The organism is Gilliamella sp. B2838, from assembly GCF_026536185.1.
GTDB lineage: Bacteria > Pseudomonadota > Gammaproteobacteria > Enterobacterales > Orbaceae > Gilliamella.
Genome location: NZ_JAFNOO010000008.1, coordinates 37,487 through 54,683 on the forward strand (window position 1 = coordinate 37,487; position 17,197 = coordinate 54,683).

15 protein-coding genes are annotated in these 17,197 nt (G+C 36.9%); 8 read left to right on the forward strand and 7 right to left on the reverse strand.

The features are described 5' to 3' along the window. Window positions 1–3 precede the first annotated feature (3 nt). Window positions 4–927 carry a cell division protein ZipA gene (zipA, locus tag J3U63_RS09280; RefSeq protein WP_416379740.1) on the reverse strand — a complete coding sequence of 308 codons (924 nt, stop codon included), beginning with the start codon at window positions 925–927 and terminating at the stop codon, window positions 4–6. Between the two features lie 418 nt (window positions 928–1,345). Between zipA and J3U63_RS09285 the strand changes: the two genes are divergently transcribed. Further along, on the forward strand, window positions 1,346–2,542 hold the full coding sequence (locus J3U63_RS09285; protein ID WP_267371366.1) for an efflux RND transporter periplasmic adaptor subunit: 1,197 nt from the start codon (window positions 1,346–1,348) through the stop codon (window positions 2,540–2,542). Window positions 2,543–2,561: 19 nt separating this feature from the next. Further along, a complete protein-coding gene (locus J3U63_RS09290; RefSeq protein ID WP_267371367.1) occupies window positions 2,562–5,765 on the forward strand; it encodes an efflux RND transporter permease subunit in 3,204 nt (1,067 codons plus the stop codon). Between the two features lie 268 nt (window positions 5,766–6,033). Here J3U63_RS09290 and ruvC read toward each other — a convergent pair whose 3' ends face one another. Further along, window positions 6,034–6,522, reverse strand: a complete 489-nt coding sequence (ruvC, locus tag J3U63_RS09295) for a crossover junction endodeoxyribonuclease RuvC (RefSeq protein WP_267371369.1) — start codon at window positions 6,520–6,522, stop codon at window positions 6,034–6,036. Next, window positions 6,522–7,265: a YebC/PmpR family DNA-binding transcriptional regulator gene (locus J3U63_RS09300; protein ID WP_267333427.1), complete on the reverse strand. Its 744-nt coding sequence runs from the start codon at window positions 7,263–7,265 to the stop codon at window positions 6,522–6,524. Before J3U63_RS09300 ends, ruvC begins: the two co-directional genes overlap by 1 nt. A gap of 341 nt (window positions 7,266–7,606) precedes the next feature. On the opposite strand from J3U63_RS09300, the gene rbsD reads away from it, so the two are divergent. The 6 genes from rbsD to rbsR are packed head-to-tail and all read left to right on the forward strand — an operon-like array spanning window position 7,607 to window position 13,427. Further along, a complete protein-coding gene (gene rbsD, locus J3U63_RS09305; RefSeq protein WP_267333428.1) occupies window positions 7,607–8,026 on the forward strand; it encodes a D-ribose pyranase in 420 nt (139 codons plus the stop codon). Between the two features lie 32 nt (window positions 8,027–8,058). Further along, entirely contained in the window at window positions 8,059–9,573 is a 1,515-nt protein-coding gene (gene rbsA, locus J3U63_RS09310) for a ribose ABC transporter ATP-binding protein RbsA (protein WP_267367570.1), read from the forward strand. Further along, window positions 9,560–10,510 (forward strand): ribose ABC transporter permease, encoded by a 951-nt coding sequence (rbsC, locus tag J3U63_RS09315; protein ID WP_267333430.1) that lies wholly within the window; start codon window positions 9,560–9,562, stop codon window positions 10,508–10,510. Before rbsA ends, rbsC begins: the two co-directional genes overlap by 14 nt. Before the next feature lie 36 nt (window positions 10,511–10,546). Next, on the forward strand, window positions 10,547–11,434 hold the full coding sequence (gene rbsB / locus J3U63_RS09320) for a ribose ABC transporter substrate-binding protein RbsB (protein WP_267333431.1): 888 nt from the start codon (window positions 10,547–10,549) through the stop codon (window positions 11,432–11,434). A 55-nt stretch (window positions 11,435–11,489) separates the two neighbouring features. Beyond that, window positions 11,490–12,431, forward strand: coding sequence for a ribokinase (rbsK, locus tag J3U63_RS09325; protein ID WP_267333432.1), 942 nt, complete (start codon window positions 11,490–11,492; stop codon window positions 12,429–12,431). A 3-nt stretch (window positions 12,432–12,434) separates the two neighbouring features. Continuing rightward, entirely contained in the window at window positions 12,435–13,427 is a 993-nt protein-coding gene (gene rbsR, locus J3U63_RS09330) for a ribose operon transcriptional repressor RbsR (protein ID WP_416379630.1), read from the forward strand. Window positions 13,428–13,552: 125 nt separating this feature from the next. Here the strand turns inward: rbsR and fis are convergent, their stop codons facing one another. From fis to panF, 4 genes are read right to left on the reverse strand one after another with little or no spacing between them, the layout of a single operon-like run. Further along, window positions 13,553–13,849: a DNA-binding transcriptional regulator Fis gene (gene fis / locus J3U63_RS09335; protein WP_034883623.1), complete on the reverse strand. Its 297-nt coding sequence runs from the start codon at window positions 13,847–13,849 to the stop codon at window positions 13,553–13,555. 7 nt (window positions 13,850–13,856) lie between these two features. Beyond that, window positions 13,857–14,864: a tRNA dihydrouridine synthase DusB gene (gene dusB / locus J3U63_RS09340; RefSeq protein ID WP_267333434.1), complete on the reverse strand. Its 1,008-nt coding sequence runs from the start codon at window positions 14,862–14,864 to the stop codon at window positions 13,857–13,859. A gap of 35 nt (window positions 14,865–14,899) precedes the next feature. Then, window positions 14,900–15,766, reverse strand: a complete 867-nt coding sequence (prmA, locus tag J3U63_RS09345) for a 50S ribosomal protein L11 methyltransferase (RefSeq protein ID WP_267333435.1) — start codon at window positions 15,764–15,766, stop codon at window positions 14,900–14,902. Continuing rightward, window positions 15,741–17,192 (reverse strand): sodium/pantothenate symporter, encoded by a 1,452-nt coding sequence (gene panF, locus J3U63_RS09350; protein WP_416379578.1) that lies wholly within the window; start codon window positions 17,190–17,192, stop codon window positions 15,741–15,743. Before panF ends, prmA begins: the two co-directional genes overlap by 26 nt. Window positions 17,193–17,197: the final 5 nt, after the last annotated feature.

The following is a 17,197-nucleotide window of genomic DNA, read 5'->3' on the forward strand; positions in this document are numbered from 1 at the left end:
GGGTTAAATTTCGTTACACGCTTTTTTGATGCGTTCTTTGTAACTATCAATTTTTTGTGGTGTCAGCATATGATGTTCATCATCTAACACAACACCATTAACATCATCAGCAATACGTTGGGCAGTTTGTAACATCAGTTTAAAGTTTTGTTGATTGTTACCTTGAGTCGGTGCAACCATAAAAATTGAAACGCCCGGCGTTGTAAATTCGTGCATGGTTTCAGGATCGAGATAGCCTGGATTAACCATATTTGCCAAACTAAAAAGTATTGGGCCATTACCGGCAGGGTCAACATGCCGATGGAAAATTCGCATATCACCAAATTGAAACCCTGATTGCATAATACTGCCTAATAATACATCGCCTTGTAATAACTTACCGTTGATGCCTTTTATGTTTAAGATAATAATTTCGGTTTTATCTTCATCATTTTTATTGATGTTAAGTTTTTCTGGTTTTGTTTTTTGGGTAGCTGGTTGAATTTTATCGTCACGTTTAGCATCAGCTTTTTCTATCGATACATTAGCTTCAGTTTTTAAGGGTTCATCGTCAAATAGATCATGGTTCATGCTTATGTTTGGCTCTTTTGGAGCTGGATCTTGTGTTGTTGGTTCTTGATGATGATTGTTAACAAATAGATCCTCTTGCTTAGGCATGGTTTCTTGAACGAGTTCATCCGGTGTGTTTTTATCTACACTTTCACTATTTTTTTTGTTTTTAGGTGTGATTAATATCACATCATCTTCTTCTATATCATCGATATAGCTATTTTCATACTGTTGAGCATTTTGCTGGTTTTTCTTCCTTTTATCAGAATTAAATAAAGAAGAGCGTTCCTTTTTATTGATCCAAAATCCATGAATCAATAATGCAATAATGACCAAGGACGCAACAACAATTAGAACAATACGTAAATTATCCATAATAACCATCTCAGAATTAAATTAAATATAGACTCAAATTATTCAAAACTATTTTTGAATAAAAATGATTACGGAGTATAACACCTGTAAATTTTTTAGTTATTCTTAGTAAATACAAATTAATATCACTTGAAAAGCTAGGTTTACCGTTTTACTTATTAGTATAACATTTTATCTAAACTATTTTATAGCACAAAAAATCAATTAACACATAGTACTTTATTTCTTTAAAAAAGCATAATAACCAATATCATTTTTTTACTATCATCACTTAGTTTGGCATTTTTTAGAACTCTGTGCTATTAAGCTGTAAAGATACTTACAATTTATGCATATTTTTTGTAAAATCCTCGGTTACTTTTGAATTACATTCAATGTTATTAAAAAAAATAATTATTAAGTTTACTGAGGTCATTTTGATATGAGATTTAACAAACTATTATTAACCGTACCAGTAGCATTAAGCAGTCTACTTTTATTAACTAGTTGTGATAATAGCAAATCACAGGGCGGTAATAATCAAATACCAAAAGTAACCGTTTTTAAAGTTGAACCTTTGGACTTCACCTTAAAAATCAGTTTACCTGGTCGCGTGGTTGCGTCTCAAATTGCTGAAATTAGACCTCAGGTTGGCGGTATTGTGCTAAAACGCGAATTTGAAGAAAGTTCGAATGTCAAAGCAGGCCAATCACTTTATCAAATCGATCCAGCAATTTATCAGGCTAATTATGATAGTGCCGTTGCTAGTGTTGCCAGTGCCAAAGCGAATGCCAATATTGCGCAGCTGACTTTAAAACGTTATGCAGGATTATTGACAACCAAATCGATCAGCCAACAAGATTATGATAAGGCTGCCGCTGATGCAAAACAGGCGGAAGCAAGTGTATTAGTTGCTCAAGCAGCAGAACATACAGCCAAAGTTAATTTAGATTATACGAAAGTGTATTCGCCTATTGATGGTTACATTGGTAAATCAAGTGTAACTGAAGGCGCGTTAGTGTCAGCTGGGCAAGCAAACCCGCTAGCATTAGTTCAACAGCTTGATCCGATTTATGTTGATATGACCGAAGCTGCAACCCGATATAATAAATATCTTCAAGAAGAAAACGTTATTTATGAACCAGCAAAAGGGGATAATGTAGAATTATACTTTAATGATGGGTCTAAATATGCGTTACCTGGCAATATCAAGTTTTCTGATATGACTGTTAATGAAACGACTGGAACGGTTACATTGCGATCTCAATTTGCCAATACTGAAGGCAAAATTTTACCTGGTATGTTTGTTAAACCGCAATTGACATTAGGTTATATAAAAAATGCCATATTGGTTCCACAGCAAGGTATAACCAGTAACGATATAGGGCAATACACAGCTAAGATTTTAAAACCAGATAATACGGTTGAATACCGCCAAGGTATTGAGGTTTATACCGGTATTACTGGTTATTGGGTAGTAACCAAAGGAATTGAAGCCGGTGAACAAGTTATTACTACAGGGCTACTTAATCTAACTGCTGTTAAACAGGATGAAATAATGAAAGCTGAAAAAGTTGGCGATGCTGCTACTCTATCACAAAAGCAGTTAGACAGTATCATCAAAAACAGTGTGAAATAAAACAGGGGTAGATTTAATTATGGCTAAGTTTTTTATTGATAGACCTGTTTTTGCATGGGTTATTGCTATCATGATGATGTTAGGCGGTGCCTTATGTATAAAGTTGCTAGCTGTCGAACAATATCCTGATATTGCACCGCCTGCGGTTACAGTAACGGCAACTTATCCAGGTGCTGATGCGCAAACAATCGAAAATACAGTAACTCAGTTGATTGAACAAAATTTAACAGGTTTAGATAACTTGATTTATATGAAATCAACCAGTAGTGCACAAGGTGTGGTTCAAACTACATTAACCTTTGCACCTGGAACAAATCCTGATTTTGCGCAAGTACAAGTATTAAACAAAGTAGAAAGTATTAAATCACGCTTACCTGACAGTGTGCAAAAAAATGGGGTGTCAGTTGCTAAAAATAACACTAACTTTTTAAAGGTTATTGGTTTTTATTCGACAAACCCACAGAAAACACAAGCAGATATTGCTGACTTTGTTTATTCTACCGTACAAGATCCTATTCGTCGTGTTCAAGGTGTAGGGGATACACAGCTGTTTGGTTCTGAATATGCTATGCGTATTTGGTTAGATCCTAATAAATTGACCTATTTTAACTTATCAATTGAAGAAGTTACTGCCGCAATTCAAGCACAAAATGCTCAGGTTACCGCAGGTCAATTAGGTGCATTACCTTCAACTGAAGGCCAAGAACTTAACGCTACAATTACAGCACAATCTCGTTTAAAAACGCCTGAGCAATTTCAGAATATCTTGGTTCGCGTAAATACCGATGGTTCAAATGTCTTATTAAAAGATATTGCTAATGTTGAAATTGGTGCAGCCGATTATAATTTTATTTCTCGTTACAATGGCAAGGCATCAGCAGGTTTGGGGATCTATTTAGCAACGGGTGCTAACCAATTAAATACTTCAGAACAAGTTGATAAAAAAATTCAGGAATTATCTAAAATTTTTCCCGAAGATATCAAATTTGCTTATCCTTACGATACAACACCATTTGTCAAATTGTCGATTAATAATGTTGTTGATACTTTAATTGAAGCGATCGTTTTAGTCGTTATCGTAATGTATGTGTTTTTACAAAATCTTCGTTCAACTCTAATTCCGACAATTACCGTACCGGTTGTATTATTGGGTACCTTTGCGGTGTTATATATATGTGGCTTTACTATCAATACTTTATCAATGTTCGCGATGGTATTGGCAATCGGTCTATTGGTCGACGATGCTATCGTGGTTATTGAAAATGTTGAGCGTATTATGCATGACGAAGGGTTGTCGCCTTATCAAGCAACAGTCAAGTCAATGGAACAAATAACCTCAGCGTTAGTGGGGATTGCCGTAGTACTTTCGGCAGTATTTGTGCCAATGGCATTCTATGGTGGAGCAGCAGGGGGAATTTATCGACAATTCTCAATTACTATTGTTACTGCAATGGGCTTATCTGTTTTGATGGCAATTGTGTTAACACCAGCACTTTGCGTGCAAATTTTAAAAGAACCACATAAAAATCAAAATACTAAAACATCTTTTGGAGAAAAACTGGTAAAAATACCTGCGTTTAGTTGGTATGCCTCAATGGTAGAGAAGTTTTTCTATATTTTTAATAATTTCTACAATAAAAATTTGCGTATTTATGAAAAAGGGGTAATTAAATTTATTCGCTATCCATTGATATCTATTGGAGGCTATATCTTAATTGTAGTTGCATTAGTTATGGGATTTGTTCGTTTGCCGACAGGATTTTTACCAAGTGAAGACCAAGGTGTGCTAATTGTTATGGTGGAATTACCACCTGGGGCGACCTTAGACCAAACTATGGGTGTTCTGAACAAAACCACTGATTACTTCACGACGAAAAAAGCAGATTCAGTAAAAGAGGTGTTTACTATTTCAGGCTTCAGCATGATTGGCCGTGGTCAAAATATGGGGCTGGGTTTTATTCGATTAAAAGATTGGGATGAACGAACGCGTTCAGATCAAAAGGTCAAAGCTTTAGCTGACAGTGCTAATGAATTTGCTAAAACAATCACTGAAGGGCGTGTTATTGTAACCAATTTACCTGCTGTGTCAGCTTTAGGTATGACAAATGGTTTCTCTTACGTACTAAAAGATTCAGCTGCACAAGGGCATGGTGCCTTAATGCAAGCTTTCTTTGGATTATTACGTCAAGCTTCTCAAAATCCAACTTTACAGCAAGTTCATCCTGGTAGTATGCTTGATGTACCACAATACAAAATTAATGTCGATTTTGAAACTGCACAAGCTTTAGGAGTTTCAATTGGTAGTGTTAATACTGTTTTATCCACCGCGTTAGGTTCAGCTTATATTGACGACTTTGTCTACAATAACCGAGTGAAAAAAGTATATTTGCAATCAGATGCACCTTATCGGATGTTACCGGATAATTTCAGTTACTGGCATGTAAAAAACCAGAAGGGCGAAATGGTGCCATATGATGCTATTGCCACTACCACTAAAAGTTATGGTTCACCATCACTTGTTCGTTATGATGGTGTGGCTGCTCTTGAGATTAGTGGTACTCCAGCATCGGGACAAAGCTCTGGACAAGCGATGGCGACAATGGAAGAGCTGTCTAAAAATCTCCCGAAAGGCTTTACTTTCGATTGGACAGCTATTTCTTATCAAGAACGTCAAACTGGATCACAAGTTATGACGCTCTGCATAATTTCAATTATTGTGGTTTTCCTATCATTGGCTGCTTTGTATGAGAGTTGGACAATCCCAATTTCTATTTTATTTGTTATTCCGCTTGGTATTATTGGTACTGTATTTGCAACCATGTTTAGAGGTTTAGATAATGATATTTACTTTGTCGTTGGTCTCTTAACCACTATGGGGCTGTCAGCCAAAAATGCAATTTTGATTGTTGAATTTGCAAAAGATGCTATAGAGAAAGAAGGAAAATCATTGATAGATGCAACGCTTGAAGCATGTCGCTTGCGTTTACGCCCTATTTTGATGACATCTTTTGCCTTTATTCTTGGCGTATTGCCACTAGCTAAAAATACCGGTGCTGGTTCGGCTAGTCAAAATGCAGTAGGTACCGGAGTAATAGGCGGTATGTTGACAGCAACATTTTTAGCAGTCTTTTATATACCATTTTTCTTCCTATATTTGACTAAAATAGTAGAATTTGCCAAAGCTAAAGTAGCTAAATGGAAAGCTAATTCAGTTAAATCATAATAATGATTATTATTACTAGTCATGAAAAAGCGTCGAATTACTATCGGCGCTTTTTTGTCTTCAATTTATAATTATTACGATTTAGATATTCAATGATGAATGGTAAATAATCATTCATTTTATTGATAAGCTAGCAATTGTTTTAAAGATAACATTTGTCCAATCAAATAAAGTTTAGTTAAGATTCATTGAATGATTTAATGTAATAATAAATAATAAGATCTATAAAATAATGGTTAGATTTAAGGTAGTGATAAATGGGCTACAATTACTTTTTGCATTGTGGTGCGTATCTGGTTATATGAGCATGCGTGATTGCAATAGCTAACGCATCGGCAGCATCAGCTTGCGGGCTGGCAGGTAACTTTAATAATAACTTCACCATATGTTGAACTTGTTTTTTGTCGGCTGCACCAGTCCCAACGACACTTTGTTTAACTAAACGCGCAGCGTATTCAAAAACGGGTAAATCATTATTAACAGCCGCAACAATAGCGGCACCTCTTGCTTGGCCTAATTTTAAAGCAGAATCGGCGTTACGAGCCATAAAAACCTGTTCTATTGCAAACATATCAGGTTGAAATTGCAGTATGATTTCACTCACGCCAGCATAAATACGTTTTAGACGAGTAGGTAAATCTTCAACTGCTGTTCGAATACAACCGCTACCAAGATAGGTTAATTGGCGTCCCGTTTGTTGGATTACGCCGTAACCCGTCAAACGAGAACCAGGATCGATGCCAAGAATGATGGCCATTAGAGTGTTGCTGCAACCTCGTCAGAAACTTCACCATTATGATAAACTTCTTGCACATCGTCGCAATCTTCAAGCATATCGATAAGGCGTAATAATTTAGGTGCAGATTCAATATCAAGATCAACTTTTGTCGCTGGAATCATTGAAACTTCAGCCGATTCGGCAACTAAGCCAGCCGCATCAAGTGCATCTTTAACTTCACCAAATGATTCAGGTGTTGTAAATACATCAATTGCACCATCATCATAAGTCACCACATCATCAGCACCCGCTTCAAGTGCGGCATCCATGACTTGATCTTCATCAGTTCCAGTCGGGTATGAAATTACGCCTTTTTTGGTAAATAAGTAAGAAACTGAACCATCAGTACCTAGGTTGCCGCCAGTTTTAGTAAAAGCGTGGCGAACTTCTGATACAGTACGGTTACGATTATCACTTAAGCATTCTACCATTACCGCAGTACCAGCAGGCCCATAACCTTCATAGATGATAGTTTCCATATTAGTATCATCTTCACCACCAACACCACGGGCAATTGCTCTGTTCATGGTATCACGTGTCATATTATTCGATAATGCTTTGTCCATAGCAGCACGTAGACGTGGGTTAGACGCTGGATCGCCACCACCAAGTTTTGCTGCTGTTACGAGTTCACGAATAATTTTGGTAAAGATTTTTCCGCGTTTCGCATCTTGCGCTGCTTTACGGTGTTTGGTATTGGCCCATTTACTATGACCTGCCATAAAATTCTCCAGATTAATAATTTAAAAATCGCACTATTCTAGCAAACTTTTATCAAAAATTCATTACCTATATATTGATAAGTTTTGTCCTGTGTTGGATTTATTATTGTAAGAGTGAAAAAGCTATTCGATGAAGTGCAAAACCCATTATTGTTAAAGTGGCCATATTCCTCCCTTTTTTATAACTATTTAAAAAACTATATTAAAAGCTGAATCATTTCACATTGATCAAGATCACAACTTTGCATTTTAGCTATTGCCAGCAGCATTTATTAAGTAGATGATGCATTATCGAAACGTTTCGATAGTCGTCATAATTAAACTAATACAGGGATTTAACTATGCGTAAAGGTCAATTATTTAATTCTGAAATTGTTAAAATTTTAGCTAGAATGGGGCATACCGATCAAATTGCAATAGGTGATGCAGGCTTGCCAATTGCTAATGAAACCCCACGCATTGATTTAGCATTGACTTATGGTGTGCCAACGTTTATGCAAGTTTTTCAAACCGTTTCACATGATATGCAAATCGAAAGGGTGATATTAGCGGAAGAAATCCTTGCTCATAATCCCCACATCCATCAACAAATCATCGAACAAATAAAAGAAATAGAGCAGGTTCAACATAACTGTATCGACATTTTATATGTCAGTCATGCGCAGTTAAAACAACAAACTCATCATTGTAAAGCTGTTATTCGAACAGGTGAATGTACACCTTTTGCCAATATCATTTTACAGTCAGGCGTGATTTTTTAACTTCGTTTGTAAAACAAACAAAAGAGTAATTTATGAATGAAAATCTTTTACAGCTTATCAACATCCATAAATCCTTCCCAGGCGTAAAAGCACTTGCTGGCGTTAATTTAAATGTGCGTGCAGGTCAAGTCATGGCATTGATTGGAGAAAATGGTGCGGGTAAATCTACTTTAATGAAAGTGTTGACGGGTATATACCAAAAAGATGAAGGCGAAATTATTTATTTAGGTAGCAAAGTAAACTTTCATGGACCAAAATCCTCACAAGAAGCGGGCATAGGAATTGTTCACCAAGAATTGAATTTAATACCACAACTGAGTATCGCCGAAAATATATTTTTAGGTCGTGAATTTACTAATAAATTGGGTTGCATAGATTGGCATAAAACGTATAGCGAAGCTGACAAGTTATTAGCCGAACTTCATCTTGATTATGATAGTCGACGGTTAATTAGTGATCTATCCATTGGTGAACAGCAAATGGTAGAGATTGCTAAAGTGCTAAGTTTTAATTCTAAAGTCATTATTATGGATGAACCAACCGATGCTTTAACCGATACCGAAACAACTTCTCTTTTTACCGTAATCAAAAAACTTAAGCAACAAAATTGTGGTGTTGTTTATATCTCACATCGTTTACAAGAAATTTTTGAAATTTGTGATGAAGTAACTGTTTTACGTGATGGTCAATTTGTTGGTGAAAAAAAAATAGATGAATTAAATGAAGATACACTCATTGAGATGATGGTCGGTCGTAAGCTTGAAGAGCAATATCCCAGAATCAATGTCGCTAAAGGTAATGTTACTTTAGAAGTAAAAAACTTGATTGGTCCAGGCGTTAATGATGTCAGCTTTGCTCTTCACGAAGGTGAAATACTGGGAATTTCAGGTTTAATGGGGGCGGGACGAACAGAATTAATGAAAATGATTTATGGTGCTAATCCGGCCGAATCAGGAAAAATACTATTACAAGGAAAATCGGTAAAAATTGCTTCCCCGCGTGATGGTTTGAATCAGGGAATTGTCTATATTTCGGAAGATCGCAAAAAAGATGGCCTGATTTTAGGCATGTCAGTTAAAGATAATATGTCACTGAACGCACTCAATTATTTTACCAATAAGTTCAGAAAGCTACAGTTAGCCGAAGAACAACAAGCCGTTGAGGATTTTGTCGGCTTGTTTAATATAAAAACCCCTTCTATCAATCAGATCATTGGTTTTTTATCGGGCGGTAATCAACAGAAAGTTGCTATAGCCAAAGGATTAATGACTAAACCGATGATATTAATTTTAGATGAACCCACTCGTGGCGTTGATGTTGGCGCTAAAAAAGAGATTTATCAACTTATTAATCAGTTTAAGCAACAGGGGTTAAGTGTCATTTTAGTCTCATCTGATATGCCAGAAGTACTCGGCATGAGTGATCGTATTTTAGTTATCTATGAAGGAAAAGTGACTGGGGATTTTTCAATTAACCAGGCAACACAAGAAAAACTTATGGCAGCAGCCGTTGGCAAAGCAGAGGAGAGCGCTGATGTTGCAAAATAAAAAACTTAAAAATTTATTAATTGAACAAAAATCCTTAATTACTTTATTGGTTTTAATCATTATTGTTTCTTGTTTAAGCGATAACTTTTTTACCTTAAACAACTTTTTTAACATCTTACAACAAACTTCAATCAATGCCATTATTGCAGTGGGCATGACCTTGGTCATTTTAACTTCGGGTATTGATCTGAGTGTGGGGTCAATCTTTGCATTATCTGGCGCCATTACTGCTTCGTTGATTGGGGCGGATATATCGCCATTTATTGCGATTTTTGCTTCCTTAGTTTTAGGGTGGATATTGGGAACCTTTTCAGGATTTATTATCGCCAAAGGTAAATTACAAGCATTTATTGCAACCTTAGTTATGATGCTTATTTTACGTGGTGTAACGCAAGTTTATACTAAAGGTAGCCCAATTTCGACAGGTACCAATGATAATTCGGAATTATTTGAATGGTTTGCATTTGGGCGTGTACTGGGGATTCCTGTACCAATTTTTATCATGGCAGTTGTTTTTATCGTAGCTTGGTACTTACTTAAATACACACGTCTGGGTCGTTACATTTATGCATTAGGTGGGAATGAAGCGGCAACCCGTCTATCAGGTATTAATGTTGATCGCGTTAAAATCCTTGTTTATGCAATTAGTGGTTTACTTTGTGCATTAGCTAGCACTATTGAGGTTGCTCGATTGTCTTCAGCACAACCTACAGCAGGGACAGGTTATGAAATGGATGCAATCGCAGCAGTGGTACTTGGTGGTACTAGTATGTCAGGTGGACGAGGAAAAATTTTAGGTACTTTGGTGGGGGCTTTAATTTTAGGGTTTTTAAATAATGGATTAAATATGCTAGGCGTTGATGCCTACTACCAAATGATCGTAAAAGGAGTGGTTATTTTATTAGCCGTATTAGTTGATAAAAAAACCAATAAATAAGGGTATTAAATCGAGATTTTATTTTGGGAGAAAGTTATGAAATTTAGAAAAATGATGGCAGCTGTGATTGCTTCTGCACTAAGTGTTTGTATTGCTTTTCAAGCCTCAGCGAAAGAGCGCATCGCTTTAGTTGTTTCAACGTTGAATAATCCTTTTTTTGTTACCTTAAAAGATGGTGCCGTAAATAAAGCGAAAGAATTGGGTTACGACTTAGTAGTCTTAGATTCACAAAATAACCCTGCTAAAGAGCTAGCTAACGTTGAAGACACCATTGTTAAAGGCGCTAAAATCATTTTGATTAACCCTACTGATTCTGAAGCGGTTGGTAACGCCGTACTGGCGGCTAATAAAGCCGGTATTGCGGTTATTACACTTGATCGTGCTTCAGTCAAAGGCGATGTAGTGAGTCATGTTGCCTCTGACAATGTTGCTGGTGGCAAAATGGCCGGTGACTTTATTTTTGAAAAATTGGGGGCTAATGCCAAAGTGATACAATTGCAAGGTATTGTTGGGACATCTGCTTCTCGTGAACGAGGTGAGGGTTTTGTCAAATCTGTGCAAGCAAATCAATTGGCTATTTTAACAGCACAACCGGCAGACTTTGATCGCGCTAAAGGGATGAACGTAATGCAAAATCTTTTAACTGCTTATCCGGCTGTGCAAGCCGTATTTGCAGAAAATGACGAAATGGCATTAGGTGCTGTGCGCGCCATACAAACTGCAGGTCGTAATGATATTATCGTAGTTGGTTTTGATGGTACTGATGATGGTGTTAAATCAGTACAACGCGGAAAAATGGCCGCAACTGTCGCTCAGCAACCCGACAAAATCGGCTCAATAGGTATTGAAATTGCTGATAAAGTAATAAAAGGTGAAAAGGTTGATGCAAAAATTCCTGTAGAATTAAAACTGATAACTCAATAAAATTATCAAGGACGCATGAGTGCGTCCAATTTCTAGTTGATTAGGAACAAAATATATGAATAGTAAAAAATTAATTGTACTTGGTAGTGTCAATATCGATCATATCTTAAATGTCAATGAGTTTCCCAAACCAGGTGAAACATTAACAGGTACACATTATAAGATCGCGTATGGCGGCAAAGGAGCCAATCAAGCCGTAGCCGCTGGACGCCTCGGTGCGAATGTGCAATTTATTGCGGCTGTTGGTAACGATGATTTAGGCAAAAACTTTAAAAAGCAGCTACAAAGCGATCATATTGATACCCGTTCTGTTGCCGTAATCGACCAAGAAAATACTGGTGTTGCGCTTATTTTGGTCAATCAAGAAGGTGAAAACCAAATTGCAATATATGCTGGAGCGAATGCTGCTGTCACACCAGAGTATTTAGATCAATTTGCTGACGATATCACAAAAGCTGATGCAATTTTAATGCAACTTGAAACGCCATTAGCAACCGTTGAGCAAGCTGCCAAGTTGGCTAAACAAAATAATACACAAGTCATTTTAAATCCTGCGCCCGCACAAAAATTATCTGATGAATTACTCGCCCATGTTGATATCATTACGCCAAATGAAACAGAAGCAGAGTTTTTAACTGGTATAAAAATTATTACCGAGCAAGATGCACAGCAAGCAGCACAATTATTACATGATAAAGGGATCCATACTGTGATTATCACTTTGGGAAGTAAAGGCGCTTGGGTGAGTCATGCACAAAACGGCGTAATAGTACCAGGGTTTCGTGTTAACGCTGTTGATACAATTGGTGCTGGTGATACCTTTAATGGAATGTTGGTTACCGCGTTGCTAGAGGGCAAAGATCTAAAACAAGCTGTTTATTATGCACATGCAGCTGGGGCACTATCTGTGACTAAAGCAGGTGCACAAACATCCGTACCAACACGAAAAGACGTCGATAATTTTATTCAATCACAACATTTATCAATGAGAAATTAACACTTGGCTACCATGAAAGATATCGCAAATTATGCGAAAGTATCTACTTCAACCGTTTCTCATGTTATTAATAACGATCGCTATGTAAGTCCAGCTATTCGCAGTAAGGTTGAGTCTGCAATAAAACAGCTAAACTACACGCCATCAGCAATTGCACGTAGTTTAAAAAGTAATAAAACCTTTACTATTGGCATGTTAGTCACCACAAGTAATAACCCTTTTTACGCTGAGGTAGTGCAAGGTGTCGAGCGTAGCTGTTATGAACTCGGTTATAATTTAATTTTATGTAATACTGAGGGCGATCAGCAACGAATGCTCAACAATATTGAACATTTGTTACAAAAACGTGTTGATGGTCTATTAGCTATGTGCACGGAAACGTACTCTTTTCCGGAACAAATTTTTGACCGTTATCCTAAGTTACCTATGGTCATGATGGACTGGACACCTTTTAAAGGCGTGTGTGATACGATTCAAGATAATTCATTTTATGGCGCAACATTAGCGACCCAGTATCTGATTGAACAGAATTATCAACGTATTGCTTGTATTACTGGACCATTGAACAATACTCAGGCGCAATCGCGCCTTCAAGGGTATCGTCAAACGATGCAGGACGCGCAATTAACCATTTTGCCAGATTACGAAGCGCAGGGCGATTTTCGATTCGCTTCCGGCATTGTGGCAATGCAGCATTTATTACAGTTGCCAATTCCGCCACAAGCGGTTTTTTGCTCTAATGATGCTATGGCTATTGGTGCTTATCAGGCTCTATATCGTAATGGTTTAAAGGTGGGAGAAGATATTGCTATTATGGGTTATGATGATATAGAAATTGCACAATATATTGCCCCACCGTTGACAACAATCCATCAACCCAAAGAAGAGTTAGGACAATTAGCAGTTGAAACTTTATTAAATCGATTACATCATCCTAATGATAAACTGCATACTTTAACGTTAACACCAACGTTAGTTAAGCGTTTATCTGCCTAATTTTTATTTAAGCGAGTTGTTCTAAAAACGTTAAGTTCAATTGAATCATGATTGATACATGATAGTAAAAAAGCGCCTAATTCGGCGCTTTTGGATTGTAAAACAAGATATCAATAAAGAGTTGATTAACTCATTCCATATTGTTTTAATTTTTTGCGTAAAGTACCACGATTAATACCAAGCATATTGGCAGCTCTGGTTTGATTGCCACGGGTGTATTGCATAACCATATCAAGGAATGGGTGTTCAACTTCAGCTAACACTAATTCATATAAATCAGTAGGATCTTCACCATTTAGTTGTGATAAATAGTTTTTTAAAGCCTGCTTTACTGAATCTCGCAATGGTTTTTGTGTTATTTGGTCTTGTGAGTTTACAGTTGTAAATTTAAGTGCTGCAGCTGTAACGCGTTGTTCTGACATAGTATTTTTAACTCTTTTGGTTGTTTCTAATTTGACTAAAAAATGCTTTTAGTGTTTTAACTTGCTCACTTGTATTGCTAAGTACACTAAATAAGCGCCTAAATTGATCGCTATCAGCATAATAGTTGGTATACCAATTTACATGCTTTCTGGCAATCCGTAATCCTTTGTATTCTCCATAAAATTGATAAAGGTCATCAAGGTGTGTTAACACGATTTGCTCCACTTCATCAATTGTTTTTCTTTTTTTTAACTGTCCATGTGTTAAATAGAATGCAATTTCTTCAAATATCCAAGGTTGCCCTTGTGCCGCTCGGCCGATCATTATAGCATCAGCTTGCGTATATTGAAAAACATCTTTTGCTTGTTCCGGTGTACAAATATCGCCATTAGCAATGACAGGAATTGTCACATTTTGTTTTACTGCTCTAATCGACTCATATTCAGCTTCACCTTTGAATAAGCAAGCACGTGTTCTTCCGTGTATGGTTATTGCCTTAATACCACAATCCTGTGCAATTTGTGCGATTTCAATGCAATTTCTATGATTTTTATCCCATCCAGTCCGCGTTTTCAAAGTTACTGGTACATCAACAGCACCAACAACTTTTTGCAAAATCTTTCTAATTAGCTCCGGATGCTGCATTAAAGCCGATCCCGCTAATTTTTTATTCACTTTTTTTGCTGGACACCCCATATTAATATCGATTAACTCAGCGCCATGTTTGACATTAAATTCGGCTGCTTTTGCCATTTCGTCGGGATCTGACCCCACGATTTGAACAGCTCGCACACCAATATCATCTGTTGACACCATACGTAATGCCGATTTATCTGTATGCCAAACATCTGAATTTGCTAAGAACATTTCTGATACTGTCATTCCAGCGCCATATTGATAGCATAGATGACGAAATGGTTTATCGCTAATTCCAGCCATTGGTGCAGCAATTAAATTGTTTTTTAATTTGACCTCACCAATGCTAAGCAAATTGAGGCCGGCTATATTACGCATTTTTTCTCGAAGTTAAAAGGGGTAATGTCAAATTTTTACTTTTTTTTGCCAGTTATACGGCACCATTCATCTTGCTCAATAACTGGATCTAACTCAAAATGTGCTTGATAAGCTAAGCAAACACTTTGTGCCTGCGATGCCAAAATACCGGATAATCCCAATAGTCCACTTGGTTTAACCAGCTTATTTATGTTTGGTTCGAGTTCTTTTAATGGTCCGGCTAAAATATTGGCAACAATAACATCTGCCTGTAAATTATTGGGTATATCGTTGGCAAGATAAAGCTGTAAATTATTGCTAACATTATTACGCTCAGCATTGTCACGACTAGCTTCGATAGCTTGTGGATCGATATCGATACCAATAACCTGTTTTGCGCCTAATTTTAATGCGGCAATGGCCAAAATACCAGAACCACAACCGTAATCAATCACAATTTTATTGTTGAGATCTAGACCGTCTAACCAAGTTAAGCATAATGCTGTAGTTGGGTGGGTTCCGGTTCCAAATGCTAGACCGGGATCTAACATCACATTAACCGCATTAGGATCGGGCACGTCTCGCCAACTTGGGCAGATCCAAAGTCTTTTTCCAAACTGCATAGGATGAAAGTTATCCATCCATTCTCGTTCCCAATCTTTGTCTTCTAATTGTTCAATTTTATAAGAATATTGGTCTAAATTTAGTATCGATTTTAACTCATTAATCTCTGTTTGAGCATCATAAAGCCCGATTACATCGGTGTTTCCCCAAAGTTTAGTTTCACCAGGTAAAGGTTCAAAAACAGGATTGTCATAAGTATCTTGAAAAGTGACTGATACAGCTCCCGATTCTTCTAGTTGTTCGCTGATTTGTTCAGCTAATTCATTAGTCGTATTAATTCTGAGTTGAATCCAAGGCATAATTTTTTCCTTTGTTGCCAAACATATTGGCTATAATAAAAACCACTAATCCAATAATTAAAGAAGGCACAATTGGGTGGAATGACAATAACTTAATATCATAACTGGCTAATAGTGTATAACTTATTGCACCAGCCAGCATTGAGCAAAGTGCCCCTGTGGCATTGGCTTTTTTCCAATATAATCCGAGTACTAAAGGCCATAAAAACACCGCTTCAAGCCCACCAAAAGCAAGTAAATTTAGCCAAATTATCATATTAGGTGGATTCCAAGCGGCAAAAATGAGTAAACCACCAAAAATAAAGGTAATGGTAACTGAAATACGCGTTAATAATTTATCACTTAAATTGCTATTGCTTTTAATACTTAAAAAAAGATCTTTAATCAGAACGGATGATACTTGCAATAACTGCGCATTGATTGTTGACATGATCGCAGCTAATGGTGCAGCTAAAAAGATCCCCGCAGCAAAAGGCGGTAATACATTAATAATTAATGTTGGTACAATTTGATCTGGTATTGTTAAATCATCAATGATTGCTCGGCCCAAGCTACCAGATAAGTGCATCGTTAACATTATGATTGTGACAACAATTGTACCAATAATAATTCCCTGATGCACTGCTTTACTATCTTTATACGCCATGCAACGCACCGCGGTATGAGGTAACCCCACCACGCCAAAACAGACTAACACCCAAAATGAAGCCATAAACGGAAAATCCATAAAATGGTTTGGGCCTTGTGGTGTAAGCAGTGCTGGATCGATTTCTTGTAGTCGATGAATAATGGTTGTCATGCCGCCACCAGCATAGATAATCGCGCCAAGCAATAAAACGGCACCAATGATCATAACTAAACCTTGGAATGCATCATTTAATATACTCGCTCTAAAACCACCAAAAGCCGTATAAATAACGGTACCAATACCAAATATTAGTAATCCGCTATGGTAGGGAATACCTACTGATGATTCAAGCAGACGAGCGCCGCCAACAAATTGGACAGTCATAGCACCAATAAAAGCCACTATTAACGCGATACTTGCAAACCAAACGATGGTTTTACTTTTGTAATGTGCATAAAGCATATCGCTTAAGGTAATAGCATTATATTGACGTGCTAAAATAGCAAATTTTTTACCTAATATTCCTAATGATAACAATACGGTAGGAACTTGAATCATGGATAACAACACCCAACCTAAACCATATTTATAAGCAGCGCCAGGTCCACCAATAAACGAACTTGCGCTAATATAAGTTGCTGCAAGTGTCATGGCGAGTAAAAAGCCACCCATCGTTCGATTACCAATAAAATAATCGGTAAATTGATTGACCTTTTTTCGCTTTATATAAGCATAAAGCGATAATGCAAATACAAAAATCAGGTAGATAACCAGTGGTAAAATAATATCGAAATGCATGGTTT